Origin of the sequence: Castellaniella defragrans 65Phen (assembly GCF_000612685.1) — a bacterium.
GTDB classification, from domain to species: Bacteria; Pseudomonadota; Gammaproteobacteria; order Burkholderiales; family Burkholderiaceae_B; genus Castellaniella; species Castellaniella defragrans.
On the sequence record NZ_HG916765.1, the window covers coordinates 2642905 to 2655957 of the forward strand.

9 protein-coding genes, 2 tRNA genes and 1 rRNA gene are annotated in these 13053 nt (G+C 67.5%); 3 read left to right on the forward strand and 9 right to left on the reverse strand.

Annotated elements, in window-relative coordinates:
• Positions 1-236: 236 nt before the first annotated feature.
• The 3 genes from BN940_RS11830 to BN940_RS11840 form a co-directional block, all read right to left on the reverse strand.
• A tRNA-Ala gene (locus BN940_RS11830) sits at positions 237-312 on the reverse strand.
• 37 nt (positions 313-349) lie between these two features.
• A tRNA-Ile gene (locus BN940_RS11835) sits at positions 350-426 on the reverse strand.
• Between the two features lie 97 nt (positions 427-523).
• Positions 524-2062: ribosomal RNA gene (locus tag BN940_RS11840) — 16S ribosomal RNA — on the reverse strand.
• Positions 2063-3245: 1183 nt separating this feature from the next.
• Between BN940_RS11840 and rng the strand changes: the two genes are divergently transcribed.
• Positions 3246-4724: a ribonuclease G gene (gene rng, locus BN940_RS11845; protein WP_043683307.1), complete on the forward strand. Its 1479-nt coding sequence runs from the start codon at positions 3246-3248 to the stop codon at positions 4722-4724.
• 195 nt (positions 4725-4919) lie between these two features.
• On the opposite strand, the gene BN940_RS11850 is transcribed toward rng, so the two are convergent.
• Together BN940_RS11850 and msbA are read right to left on the reverse strand one after the other, a co-directional pair.
• Entirely contained in the window at positions 4920-5363 is a 444-nt protein-coding gene (locus BN940_RS11850; RefSeq protein ID WP_052355816.1) for a hypothetical protein, read from the reverse strand.
• 162 nt (positions 5364-5525) lie between these two features.
• The gene (msbA, locus tag BN940_RS11855) at positions 5526-7310 is read right to left on the reverse strand and encodes a lipid A export permease/ATP-binding protein MsbA (protein WP_043683308.1); all 1785 of its coding nucleotides are present in this window, start codon (positions 7308-7310) and stop codon (positions 5526-5528) included.
• 149 nt (positions 7311-7459) lie between these two features.
• Between msbA and BN940_RS11860 the strand changes: the two genes are divergently transcribed.
• Both BN940_RS11860 and BN940_RS11865 read left to right on the forward strand, forming a co-directional pair.
• Entirely contained in the window at positions 7460-8374 is a 915-nt protein-coding gene (locus BN940_RS11860; RefSeq protein WP_084330852.1) for a glycosyltransferase family 9 protein, read from the forward strand.
• Positions 8371-9135 (forward strand): YdcF family protein, encoded by a 765-nt coding sequence (locus BN940_RS11865; protein WP_043683314.1) that lies wholly within the window; start codon positions 8371-8373, stop codon positions 9133-9135. The genes BN940_RS11860 and BN940_RS11865 overlap by 4 nt, the downstream gene beginning before the upstream one ends.
• Positions 9136-9208: 73 nt before the next feature.
• Here BN940_RS11865 and BN940_RS11870 read toward each other — a convergent pair whose 3' ends face one another.
• The 4 genes from BN940_RS11870 to BN940_RS11885 form a co-directional block, all read right to left on the reverse strand.
• Positions 9209-10366: a glycosyltransferase family 4 protein gene (locus tag BN940_RS11870; RefSeq protein ID WP_043683317.1), complete on the reverse strand. Its 1158-nt coding sequence runs from the start codon at positions 10364-10366 to the stop codon at positions 9209-9211.
• The gene (locus tag BN940_RS11875) at positions 10359-11105 is read right to left on the reverse strand and encodes a polysaccharide deacetylase family protein (RefSeq protein ID WP_148305048.1); all 747 of its coding nucleotides are present in this window, start codon (positions 11103-11105) and stop codon (positions 10359-10361) included. The genes BN940_RS11870 and BN940_RS11875 overlap by 8 nt, the downstream gene beginning before the upstream one ends.
• A 70-nt stretch (positions 11106-11175) precedes the next feature.
• Positions 11176-12288 carry a glycosyltransferase gene (locus BN940_RS11880; RefSeq protein WP_043683323.1) on the reverse strand — a complete coding sequence of 371 codons (1113 nt, stop codon included), beginning with the start codon at positions 12286-12288 and terminating at the stop codon, positions 11176-11178.
• A gap of 7 nt (positions 12289-12295) precedes the next feature.
• Positions 12296-13051, reverse strand: a complete 756-nt coding sequence (locus BN940_RS11885; protein WP_043683326.1) for a glycosyltransferase family 2 protein — start codon at positions 13049-13051, stop codon at positions 12296-12298.
• Positions 13052-13053: the final 2 nt, after the last annotated feature.

The window sequence follows — 13053 nt, forward strand, 5'->3', positions numbered from 1 at the left end:
CTTAAGAACTTTTGAACAATTGATTTTGCAATCACAACCCGTAAATTACCCTTCACGACAATCAAGTCGATCATGATATTTACATTGTTGTGCTTCTTCCAGATTGTTAAAGAACATGGTACTTCACCGATCGGCACCTCTCGATGCCGGTTCAGTCAGCAGCACCCTGGACTCTCGCCCAAGACGCTCTTGACTGAAGATCCTGCGTGTCCACAAAAACCCACCGCACAAATCGCTGGTGGAGGATGACGGGATCGAACCGACGACCCCCTGCTTGCAAAGCAGGTGCTCTCCCAGCTGAGCTAATCCCCCAGAACCCGTCGCCCGAGCACGCCCCGACAACGAACCGTGGTGGGTCAAGATGGATTCGAACCATCGACCCCCGCCTTATCAAGACGGTGCTCTAACCGACTGAGCTACTGACCCCTTGAGTCTGCTTTTCATGCAGGCCTGGACTTCAGACCATGTACCAAACAGCCGATAAGCGTGAGCGCTTCAACAACAGGCTTTGCTGTGAGCTCTTAAAGGAGGTGATCCAGCCGCACCTTCCGATACGGCTACCTTGTTACGACTTCACCCCAGTCATGAATCTCACCGTGGTAAGCGCCCCCCTTGCGGTTAGGCTACCTACTTCTGGTGAAACCCACTCCCATGGTGTGACGGGCGGTGTGTACAAGACCCGGGAACGTATTCACCGCGACATGCTGATCCGCGATTACTAGCGATTCCGACTTCACGCAGTCGAGTTGCAGACTGCGATCCGGACTACGATCGGGTTTCTGAGATTGGCTCCGCCTCGCGGCTTGGCAACCCTCTGTCCCGACCATTGTATGACGTGTGAAGCCCTACCCATAAGGGCCATGAGGACTTGACGTCATCCCCACCTTCCTCCGGTTTGTCACCGGCAGTCCCATTAGAGTGCCCAACTGAATGTAGCAACTAATGGCAAGGGTTGCGCTCGTTGCGGGACTTAACCCAACATCTCACGACACGAGCTGACGACAGCCATGCAGCACCTGTGTTCCGGTTCTCTTGCGAGCACTCCCAAATCTCTTCGGGATTCCAGACATGTCAAGGGTAGGTAAGGTTTTTCGCGTTGCATCGAATTAATCCACATCATCCACCGCTTGTGCGGGTCCCCGTCAATTCCTTTGAGTTTTAATCTTGCGACCGTACTCCCCAGGCGGTCAACTTCACGCGTTGGCTGCGCTACTAAGGTTAATAAACCCCAACAGCTAGTTGACATCGTTTAGGGCGTGGACTACCAGGGTATCTAATCCTGTTTGCTCCCCACGCTTTCGTGCATGAGCGTCAGTATCATCCCAGGGGGCTGCCTTCGCCATCGGTATTCCTCCACATCTCTACGCATTTCACTGCTACACGTGGAATTCTACCCCCCTCTGACGTACTCTAGCCCGGTAGTTAAAAGTGCAGTTCCAAGGTTAAGCCCTGGGATTTCACACCTTTCTTTCCGAACCGCCTGCGCACGCTTTACGCCCAGTAATTCCGATTAACGCTTGCACCCTACGTATTACCGCGGCTGCTGGCACGTAGTTAGCCGGTGCTTATTCTGCAGGTACCGTCATTAGCACAGGTTATTAGCCCGCGCCGTTTCTTCCCTGCCAAAAGTGCTTTACAACCCGAAGGCCTTCATCGCACACGCGGGATGGCTGGATCAGGGTTGCCCCCATTGTCCAAAATTCCCCACTGCTGCCTCCCGTAGGAGTCTGGGCCGTGTCTCAGTCCCAGTGTGGCTGGTCGTCCTCTCAAACCAGCTACGGATCGTCGCCTTGGTAGGCCTTTACCCCACCAACCAGCTAATCCGATATCGGCCGCTCCAATAGTGAGAGGTCTTGCGATCCCCCCCTTTCCCCCGTAGGGCGTATGCGGTATTAGCCACGCTTTCGCGTAGTTATCCCCCGCTACTGGGCACGTTCCGATACATTACTCACCCGTTCGCCACTCGCCACCAAAGAGCAAGCTCTTCGTGCTGCCGTTCGACTTGCATGTGTAAAGCATCCCGCTAGCGTTCAATCTGAGCCAGGATCAAACTCTTCAGTTCAATTCCTGTAATCGTATTTCCTCAACCATCGAGATGGTCGGTTCATACGTCGCTATGCTCAAAGAAAGACGAAGTCTGGTTAATTAAACCTTACTTCTTCATTTCTGTAGTATGAGCACTTGGTACATCGGTTGTGCTTCTCCGGGCCCGAAGCGGTTCGTGAGAACCTCATCGATCCGGTCAGCGCCGCTTGTCATCAAGCGCCCACACTTATCGGCTGTTAAGTTTTTAAAGAGCAATTCTGCGTTAAGCAGAGAAACGAGATTATGAAGAACTTTTTACGTCGTGTCAAGTGGCTGTGTTTCGCACATTTGTCAGATCGCTTTTGCGAACCGGCCCGAACTTCGTTCAAACCGCACTCAAAACCACCTGGCATCCACCTGACCGACAAGACCTTCACGCCTCGCTGTCGAGCCCGAAATTAAAACACATCAGCGTTTCAATGTCAAGCCTGACTGGCCCCGGCTGCGGATCGAAACCCCGCCGGTCTTCGCTGCCGACTGCCGTCTTCGGATCGGGCCAAACGCCTGCAAATCCGAACACTTCCGCCTGCGCCCGGTCCCTGCAACGCTTCGGTAAAACCGATTCATCTAGGGGTTAACCCGAGTGCCTGGCGGCGAAGAAACGAGACTATAGCACGCTTTTTTGGAGAAGGGCAAATCGGAGCGGACAAGCGGGCGAAAAATCCGCTTTTCTCTGGGAGGGCCCAGGAGGTTCGGTATGGGGCGCCGCTTCGGTGGGGGTTGCCGCTTCGGTGCGGGACGCTGCTTCGGTGGGGGTTGCCGCTTCGGTGCGGGGCACCGCCTGGGCAGCTCGGCCGGTGCGCGCCCCCTGCCGGAACAGGCTGCGAACAGTCCCGGCAGGGGGCGCGCACCGGCCCTACGCGAGGAGGGGCGCTGGTTAAAAAAGCGGCGGCTGAAAAAAGCACCGGCTGTAAGGAGGGGCGGCGGCTGTAAAGAGGGGCACCGGCTGTAAAGAGGGGCACCGGCTGTAAAGAGGGGCACCGGCTGTAAAGAGGGGCACCGGCTGTAAGGAGGAGTGTCGGCTGTAAAGAGGGGCGGCGGTTTTCTGGGGCGGCGCTGGACAGTCCGCGGGGGGACCCCTTCATCGGAGACTCTTCCGCCTCGTGGGCGGCCCGAGGTGATAAATTCATGGTCAATCCTCCATCAAAGAACAGGCTCTCATGCCCAGCAGCGAAGACATTCTCATCAACGTCACTCCCTTCGAGACCCGCGTGGCCCTGACCGCGCAGGGGGTGGTGCAGGAACTGCACATCGAGCGCAGCATCCAGCGCGGCCACGTCGGCAATCTGTACCTGGGGCGCGTGGCCCGGGTGCTGCCGGGCATGCAGAGCGCCTTCGTGGACATCGGCCAGGAGCGGGCGGCCTTCATCCATGTGGCCGACCTGCGGCAAAACCGCCATGCCCGCACCGGCAGCGGCGACCATACGCCGCCGACCCCCATCGAAAAGCTGCTGTTCGAGGGACAGCCGCTGCTGGTCCAGGTGATCAAGGATCCGCTCGGGACCAAGGGCGCGCGGCTGTCCACCCACATCAGCATCGCCGGCCGGATGCTGGTCTACCTGCCGCATGAGCCGCACATCGGCATTTCCCAGCGCATCGGCAACGAGGCGGAGCGCAATGCGCTGCGCGAGCGGCTGGTGGCGCTGAAGCCCGCCGACGAGCCCGGCGGGTTCATCGTGCGCACCCAGGCGGAGGACGCCAGCGACGAGGAGCTGGCGGCCGACATCGCGTACCTGCGCACGCTGTGGGCCAACATCCAGACCCGCGTGCGCCAGGTGCCGGCGCCCTCGCCCGTATACGTCGAGCCGACGCTGGCGCAGCGCGTGCTGCGCGACATGGTGACGCCCGACACGGCGTCCATCACGGTGGATTCGCGCACGGTGACCCAGGAATTGCGGGAATGGGCGCAGCGCTACACGCCGTCGGTGGTGGACCGCATCCACCATTACAGCGGCAACCGGCCGCTGTTCGACACGGCGAACGTGGACGAGGAGATCGCCCGCGCGCTGTCGCGGCGCGTGGACCTGAAATCCGGCGGCTACCTGATCATCGACCAGACCGAGGCGCTGACGACGGTGGACGTGAACACGGGCGGTTTCGTGGGCGGGCGCAATTTCGACGACACGATCTTCAAGACCAACCTGGAGGCGGCGGTCGCCATCGCCCGGCAGCTGCGGCTGCGCAATCTGGGCGGAATCATCGTGCTGGATTTCATCGACATGGACGACGCCGGCCACCAGGCGTCCGTGCTGGCCGAGCTGAACAAGGCCCTGGCCCGCGACCGCACCCGCACGACGGTCAGCGGCTTCAGCCAGCTGGGGCTGGTGGAGATGACCCGCAAGCGGACCCGCGATTCGCTGGCGCACCAGCTGTGCGAGCCCTGCCCCACCTGCGCATCGCGCGGCACGGTGCGCACGCCGCGCACGCTGTGCTACGAGATCCTGCGGGAAATCCTGCGCGAGGCGCGCCAGTTCGATCCCAAGGAATTCCGCATCGTCGCGGCGCAGGCCGTGATCGACCTGTTCCTGGAAGAGGAAAGCCAGCACCTGGCGATGCTGGGGGATTTCATCGGCAAGCCGATTTCGCTGGAGGTCGAGGCCAGCTACAGCCAGGAGCACTACGACATCGTGCTGCTGTAGCGTACTGCCGTAGCGTGCTGCTGCAGGGCACTGCCATAGCGGGCTGCCGTAGCGTACAGCCGTAGCATGCTGCTGTAGCGTACTGCCATAGCATGCCGCCGTAGCGTACTGCCATGGCATGCCGCCGTAGCGTACTGCCATGGCATGCCACCGTAGCGCACCGCTGCAGGGTACCGCCGTAGCGGCGCGGGCGCGTCAGTCTCCGATCGCGTCCAGCTTGTTTTCCCAGCTGGTGTCGGCCTGGCAGGAGTCGGGCTTCATCATGGCGGTCATCATGCGGTGCACCCGGTCCATCTGCCCGGCATGGTAGCTGTAGGCCTGGACGTTGATGCTGCGGTTGTGCAGCAGCGTGAGGCTGAGCACGATGCTGCGGTCCCAGCCGGCGTCGGGCGTGGGGCGGTAGACGACGCGCCCGAAGGCCGATTCGCCGGGCACCATCTCGAAGGTGTAGGTCTCGCCGCAGGTCCGCGCATGCCGGAACAGGTTGCGCTGGACGCCGGCGAAATCGATCGGCAGCCGGCGGCGTTCCGTCAGCAGGTACCGCTCGGTCTCCAGCTGATCGAGCCCCAGGCCGGCCGGCTGCGCGGCGCAGCCCGCCAGGACGACGGCCAGGGAGGCCAGGGTAAGGGTGATTCTCATCGTGCGACTCCGGAAATGGCTGACTGGACGGCTTGACTGAATGAACGGCTTGACTGAACGAACGACGTGAAGAACGAACGGCTTGACTGAACGAACGGCATGGCTGAACAACGACAGGGCCGAACGGCGGCGGGCACGCCCGAAGGGCTCCGGGGGCGGGCCTCAATCTCCGAGCGGGACATCCTGGAACTGCAACTGGTACAAGCGGGCGTACAGGCCGCCGGCCGCCAGCAGCTCGGTATGGCTGCCCTGTTCGACGATCTGCCCCTGGTCCAGGACGACGATGCGGTCGGCCTTCTGCACGGTGCTGAGCCGGTGGGCGATCACCAGCGTCGTGCGGCCGGTCATCAGGCGTTCCAGCGAGGCCTGGACCTGGCGCTCGGATTCGTTGTCCAGGGCCGAGGTGGCCTCGTCCAGGATCAGGATCGGCGCATCCTTGATGAGGGCGCGGGCGATGGCCAGGCGCTGGCGCTGGCCGCCGGACAGCGCGCTGGCGTTGCTGCCGACACGGGTATGGATGCCCTCGGGCAGGCCGTCGACGAATTCCAGCAGGCTGGCCGCCTCCAGCGCCGCGCGGATGCGGTCTTCCGGCACCTCGCCGAGGATGCCGTAGGCGACGTTCTCGGCCACCGTGCCGTCGAACAGGACGACGTCCTGGCTCACCAGCGACAGCTGCGAGCGCAGGGCGCCGAGCCGCAGCTCGCGCACGTCGATGCCGTCGATCAGCACCCGGCCCGCGGTGGGCTCGACGAAGCGCGGCAGCATGTTCACCAGCGTGGTCTTGCCGCTGCCCGAGCGCCCCACCAGCGCCACGGTCTGGCCGGCCGGGACCGTGAGCGTCACCTGGTCCAGGGTGTCGCGGCCCGCGTCGGGAAAGCGGTGCGTGACGGCCTGGAAGACGACCTCGCCGCGCAGGCGGCCGTCGATTTCCCGGGTGCCGGTGTCCGCCTCGACCGGCTCGTCGATCAGGGCGAAGACGCTTTCGGCGGAGATCAGCATGCGCTGCGCCGCGCCGGCGATGTTGGTGAGCCGTTTCAGGGGGTCGAAGATCTGGCCCAGCGCGGCCATGAAGGCGGCGAAGCTGCCCACCGTCAGGCCGTGGTGGTTGGCCTGGTACAGGGCCACGGCGACGACGATGGCCACCGACAGGGCGACGAAGAACTGCGAGATCGGCGACATGGCCGAATCCGCGCTGGCCGCGCGCATGGCGAAGCGGCGCAGGCGGGCGTTGACGTAGGCGAAGCGCTCGCGCTCGCGCGCGTAGCCGTCGAACAGCTTGATGACCCGCTGGCCGTCGATGCCTTCGGAGACGACGTGGGTCAGCTCCGCGTTCATGTTGATCGTGTCGCGATTGATGCGCCGCAGGCGGCGGATGAAATAGCGCCCCGTCACGACGGACAGCGGCAGCATCACCAGCACGATCAGCGTCAGCTGCCAGGACATGTACAGCAGCACCGCGAGCAGGGCCACGACCGTGAGGGATTCGCGCACGATCACGCGGATGACCTCGGTGGACAGGCCGCTGACGTTGCCGGCGTCGATGGTGAAGCGGTTGAGCAGCCGCCCGTGGTCGCGGGCGCGGAAGGTCTCGTCGGACATGCCCAGCAGGCGGTCGAACATGTCGCGGCGCAGCGCCAGCAGCATGTTGTTGGCGACCCAGGACATCAGGTAGGTGCCGCCGAAGGTGCACAGGCCGCGCAGCAGCATCAGGCCGACGACGGCCAGGGGGATGGACCAGATGTAGTCGGGCTGGGCGCCGGTGAAGCCTTCGTCGAGCAGGGGCTTCATGATGACCGCCAGCAGGGGCTGGGTCGCGGAGGCGATGCTGAGCAGCACCAGGGCCAGCAGGCCGACCTTCCAGTCCCGTCCCAGGCGGACGTAGATCTGCCGCCACAGCTCCAGGCGCACGGGGCGGCTGTCCACGGGATGATCGGTGGTGGTCTTCACCCGGCACGCTCTCTTATATACTTTGGGAACCACGCATTTTAGCCCGTTCGCGCCTCCGGACCGCGGCGGGCGCCGGAGCCGCCGCGTTGACACCCTCCCCCAGCCCCGTCCTGTACGTCCGCCTGCCCAACTGGGTCGGCGATGTCTGCATGAGCCTGCCCAGCCTGGAAGCGCTGCTGGCCACCGGCCTGCCCGTCGTCGCCTGCGCGCGGCCCTGGGCGGGTGATCTGCTGGCGGCCTATCCGCTGGCCGGCTTCGTCCCGATGCAGGGCGCCTGGCGCACCGACCGGGCGGCCGTGCGCAATGCGCGCCGGCAGGCGCGCCACGGACGGCCCCTGGGCCTGCTGCTGCCCGATTCCCTGTCCAGCGCCCTGGTGTTCCGTTTCGCGGGCATCCCCTGCGCCGGCTACCGCGACGACGGCCGCAGCCTGATCCTGCGCTGGCCCTGCGCCAAGCCGGCCGGGCCGCTGCACGCGGTGCAGTCCTGGTATCACCTGACCCGCCACGCGCTGGCGCAATGGCGCCTGCCGCAGCCGCCCCCCCAGCCCGCCGAGGAACTGCGCTGGCGCGCCGCCATTCCGCACGAGGACGAGGCGGCCCGCGCGCTGTCCCGGGCGGGGCTCGCCAGCGGCGGGTTCGTGCTGATCGCGCCGACGGCGACGGGGCTGCACAAGGGCCGCGTCAAGGTCTGGCCGGGATTCGACAGCCTGACACGCTCCCTGCAGGCGCGCGGTCTGACGGTGGCCATGGCGCCCCCCGAGGCCGAGCGCCAGGCCGCGCGCGAGGCGGCGCCCACCGCCCTGCTGCTGCCGCCCCTGGGCCTGGGCGCCTTCGCGGCCCTGACCCGGCGCGCGGCCCTGGTGATCTGCAACGATTCGGGGGTCTCGCACCTCGGCGCCGCCGCCGGGGCGCGGCAGATCACCCTGTTCGGCGTCACGGACTCCGCCCGCACCGGCCCCTGGTCGAACCGGGCCGTGCGCATGGGCCGCATGGGCGCCTGGCCGGCCGCCCCCGAGGTCCTGTCCACCGCGCTGGATCTCATCGACACGCCTCCCGCCGCATGACGCTCACCGCTTTTCTCGGCAACCTGCTGATCCCCCTGAACCTGTCGGTCACCCTGCTGGTGCTGGCGCTGCTCCTGTTCATCCTGCGCTGGCGCAAGACGGCCGGCATCCTGGCGGCCGGCGCCCTGGCCTGGGTGCTGTTCTGGTCCCTGCCGACGTCCTCGCTGTGGGCCGGAGGCCTGCTGGAGCAGCGCTACCCCTACCAGGCGGCGGCGCAGATGCCGACGGCCCAGGCCATCGTGGTGCTGGGCGGCAATTCCGCCAACGGCCGGCGCAACTGGTTCGAGCCTTACGACCGCAACACGGCGATCCCGCGCACCGACACGGCCGCCCGGCTGTACGCGGCGGGCCGCGCGCCCCTGATCGTGGTCTCGGGAGCCGCCCTGGACGGCGGCCAGAGCGAGGCGGCCATGATGGCCGCGGCCCTGGAGCGCGAGGGCGTGCCCGCCCAGGCCATCGTGAAGGAAAACCAGAGTGACACCACGCGCGAGAACGCGGTCTACACGGCCCGGCTGCTGCGCGACCGGGGCATCGAGCGCTTCCTGCTGGTGACCTCGGCCCTGCACATGCCCCGGTCCATGGCGAGCTTCCAGAAGCAGGGCCTGAACCCGATCGCGGCGCCCTCGCCCCCCCAGATCGTGGTCCCGGACGACCCCGATTTCTCGTTCTGGCTGCCGGACCTGCGCGCGCTGAACGCCAGCCGGTCGATCATCAAGGAATACCTGGGGCTGCTGGTCTACTGGGCGCGCGGCTGGGCCTGAGGCCGGGGGCCGCCGGCGAAGCGCCCGCGCGTCCGCCGCTCCCTTTGCCGGAGGACGCGGAAAGCGCCGGGATTCAGGACGGGGCGCCGGCGCGCTCGCGCAGGATGTCCGCGTACAGGTCCAGGTACCGGCGCGCCACTTCCGGCCAGGCGTGGCGCGCCAGCACGTCCTGCGCGCCGGCCAGCAGCCGCTCGCGCAGGTCCGCATCCGCGCGCAGCCGCCCGATGGCCTGCGCCAGTTCGTCCGCGCGCTCGGGATGGCTGAGGACCAGGGCTTCCGCACCCGGCCGGACGTACTGGGCGAAACCGCACCAGGGCGCGGGGCTGAGGATCACCGGCAGGCCGAAGGACATGGCCTCCAGCGGCGCCATGCCGAAGCTGTCGTTCAGGGTGGGATGCACGTACAGGTCGGCCGCCTGGTAGTAGGGCTCGACCTGCGAGGTCTCCGCCACCAGGTGGGTGCGGCGGCGCACGGACTCCGGCGCGCGGGCCACGCACTCGCGCGAGGCCGCATTGGCGCCGACCACCAGCAGCAGCACGTCGTCGGGCAGTTCGGCCAGCGCGCGCAGCACGGTGGGCAGGCCCTTGCGCATCGGATTGCGCGCCACCAGCAGGCACAGCGTGCCCTCGGCCGGCAGGCCCAGCCCGGCCCGCGTCCGGCGGCGCCGTTCGGCGGAGACCGGCTCGGCCTGCGCCACGCCCGGGGCGATGACGGGCGCGTCCAGGGCCGGGCCGTAGGCCTGCGCCAGCTGGTGGGCGATCAGCTGCGACACCGCCACCACCCGATGGCCCGGGCGCGGCGCCACGCGGCGCGCCTCCAGGCCGAGATAGGTCCGCACCCGGGGGCTGAGGCGCGACAGCCAGCGCCGCAGGCCGGGCATGGGCTGCACCCGCCAGCGGTAACGCACCGGCGTGACGTGCACGACCTCCACGTCGCCGCACCAGCCGTTCATGTGGGAATGGACGATGTCGAAGCCCGGGCGCGTGGCGCGCGCCGCGCGCCGGGCGAACAGCCAGACCCGGATCCAGCTGGGCCAGCGCCGGCCGACCGCGATCGGCCGGAACGGCAGCTTCAGGTCGCAGGCGGGGTCGTATTCCCGGGCGAAGACCGTGACCCGGTGGCCGGCGGCGGCCAGTTCGCGCATCAGCGCCACGCCGTAGGCCTCGGCCCCGCCGTAGCGGTTGCCGAAACGATCGACGACGAAGGCGATGGACAGGGGGGATTCAGCCATGCGCGGCGGCTTCGGCCTTGCGGCGGCGCCTGTCTTCGAGCTGCGTCAGGCATTTCTGCAGGAAACGCAGCAGATGGGTCGAGCGCATGACGGCCACGCGCGGCAGCGCGTAGGGATCGTCGTCCGGCCGCGCCAGGCCGCGCGCGGTGGTGGTGGCGCTGTCGTAGCCGGCGGCGCGCGCGACGTCCGCCAGCGCGGGCGTGAATTTGCCGTAGGGATAGCAGAAGGCCCGCACCGGAGCGCCCGCGATCTGCTCCAGCGCGTCGCGCGAATCGCGGATTTCGTTGACGGCGAGCTCCGGCGAGATGCGCGGCAGGACGGGATGGTTCAGCGTATGCGAACCGGCCTCGTGGCCGGCGGCCACCCAGGCGCGCACCCCGGCGGCGTCCATCAGCGGCGCGGGCGGCACGCCTTCGTCGGCGTCCCAGACGTTGCTGCCGCCCAGCTGACGCACGACGAAGTAGTTGGTGGCCTCGAAGCCGCATTCCTCCAGGACCGGAACCGCGTGTTCCAGCACGTTGGCATAGCCGTCGTCGAAGGTGATGCCGACCACCCTGCCCTGCTTTTCCCCGCGCAAATAGGGCATCAGGCGGGCCATGGACAGCCCCCGGTAGCCCAGGCGCCGCAGCCACAGCATCTGGCGCCGGAAATCCCGGGGATGCACGGTGAGGCCCCGGTAGGGCGTACCGCGCGGTCCGGGTTCCCCGATCTGGTGATACATGAGGATAGGAATCATCAGCGGATTATATCGGGCCGCCCGGGCCCGTCCATCCCCACCGCAGGCATGATGGACGGATCGCGCCGGGCCGCTAGTCCTGCGCACAGACCTGCCGGTAGAACTCCAGGGTGCGCCGCGCGAAGACCTGCATGGAGAAGCTCTCCTGCGCGCGGGCGCGGGCGGCGGCCGGCATGCCGGCCGGGATCGGCTGCGACAGCCGCTCCCGCAGCCAGGCCTCGGCCGCGTCCACGTCGCCGGCCGGGACGATCCAGCCGTCCACGCCATGGCGCACGACCTCGGGCAGGCCGCCCACGTCCGACACCAGCGTCGGCAGGCCCATGGCCAGGGATTCGCAGGCGGCGAAGGAACAGGCCTCGTGGAAGGACAGCACGAAGCCCGCGTCGGCGGCGGCCAGGATGCGCTCCGGATCGTTCACCAGGCCGGGGAACACCACCAGGCCGTCCAGGCCCAGGGCCTGAAAATCCTGCTGCAGCCGGCCGCGCGGCACGTCGCCCGCCACCAGCACGCGCACCCGCCGGCGCTGCTGCTGCGGCAGGCGGGCGAGCGCCTGGGCCAGCACCAGCCAGCCCTTGTCCCGGTCCGTGCCGCCGACGCTGGCGAGCACCAGGACATCCGCGGGCGTCTCTCCCAGCAGGGCGCGGCGGGCTTCCCGCGCGTCGGCGGGCGCCCAGGGGCGGAAGCGCTCCGCATCGACACCGTGATGGATGGCGCGCAGCGGCCGGTGACGGTAGGCCGACCGGCGCAGCATGGCGGTGACGAACTCGCTGACGCCGATCGCGCCCTCGGTGGCGCAGCGCGCCCGCAGCCAGTGGCCGAAGCCCTGCACCGGCATGGTGTTGTGCTTGGTCCAGACGATGCGCGGCGGGCGGCGCAGGCCCAGGCGGGCCAGCATGGCCTGGCGATGATCGGCCGAGCCGTTCACGTGGACCAGGTCGAAATCGCCCTCGCGCAGCAGGCGGCGCAGGTGCGCGACCTCGGCCAGCATCGGCGCCGGGCGCGTGCTGAAGGAGGCGGCCACGCAGCGCACCCCCGGAATCCGGCCGGCCTGGACATACAGGCGGCTGGTGCCGGGCGTGGCCACGGTCACCTGGTGCGCGCCCTGGAAGCACCGCGCCAGGTTGACGACGTAGGTGGCGTGGCCACCGCCGTTGCGGGGGTGGAAATTGGTGTAGAGGATCCTCATGCCTTCTTCAGGAACGCCGGGACCCGCGTCCCAGCCAATACAGTTTCACGTAACGATAGAAGCTGCCCGTGGCCGCCATGCCGGCCAGCACCAGCCCCTGCCAGCCGTCCAGGAAGCCGCGCCGCAGGACGTAATGGCGCACGAAGGTCCAGAGGCCGTGGCCGAACGGCCCCAGCGCCGTGGTGCGGCGCCCCCGCTCGAAGGCCGCGCGGGCCGCCTCCGTGGAATAGCGGTTGATTTTATCGATGAATACTTCCAGGGTGGCGTAGGGGTAATGCAGGAAGTGCCCGGACAGCGTGCCGGTCCGGCCCCGGACCTCGACCCGCTCGTGCACGGCGGCGTCGGTGAAGCGCCCCGCCTCGCGGCGGAACAGGCGCACCACGTAGTCCGGCCACCAGCCGCTGTGACGGATCCAGCGGCCGCAGAAGTTCGACAGCCGGGCGATGCGGTAGGCCTCGGCGGCAGGCGCCCCGATGGCCTGGCGGATCGCCCCGGCCAGCTCGGGCGTGACCCGCTCGTCGGCGTCGATGGACAGCACCCAGTCGCCGGTGGCCAGCGCCAGGGCGCGGTTCTTCTGCGGACCGAAGCCGGGCCAGTCCGGCGCGACCTCGACCCGCGCGCCGCGCGCCCGGGCGATCTCGCGGGTCGCATCGGTGCTGCCGGAATCGAGCACGATGATCTCGTCGGCGAAGGCCACGGAATCGAGGCAGTCGCCGATGTGCGCGGCCTCGTTCCGGGTGATGACGATGACCGACAGCGTCATGC

Coding starts and splice junctions, on each gene's coding strand:
- BN940_RS11870 (WP_043683317.1), bottom strand. CDS start 10,366: ATGGCTGAATCCCCCCTGTCCATCGCCTTCGTCGTCGATCGTTTCGGC.
- rng (WP_043683307.1), top strand. CDS start 3,246: ATGCCCAGCAGCGAAGACATTCTCATCAACGTCACTCCCTTCGAGACC.
- BN940_RS11880 (WP_043683323.1), bottom strand. CDS start 12,288: ATGAGGATCCTCTACACCAATTTCCACCCCCGCAACGGCGGTGGCCAC.
- BN940_RS11865 (WP_043683314.1), top strand. CDS start 8,371: ATGACGCTCACCGCTTTTCTCGGCAACCTGCTGATCCCCCTGAACCTG.
- BN940_RS11850 (WP_052355816.1), bottom strand. CDS start 5,363: ATGAGAATCACCCTTACCCTGGCCTCCCTGGCCGTCGTCCTGGCGGGC.
- BN940_RS11885 (WP_043683326.1), bottom strand. CDS start 13,051: ATGACGCTGTCGGTCATCGTCATCACCCGGAACGAGGCCGCGCACATC.
- BN940_RS11860 (WP_084330852.1), top strand. CDS start 7,460: ATGAGCCTGCCCAGCCTGGAAGCGCTGCTGGCCACCGGCCTGCCCGTC.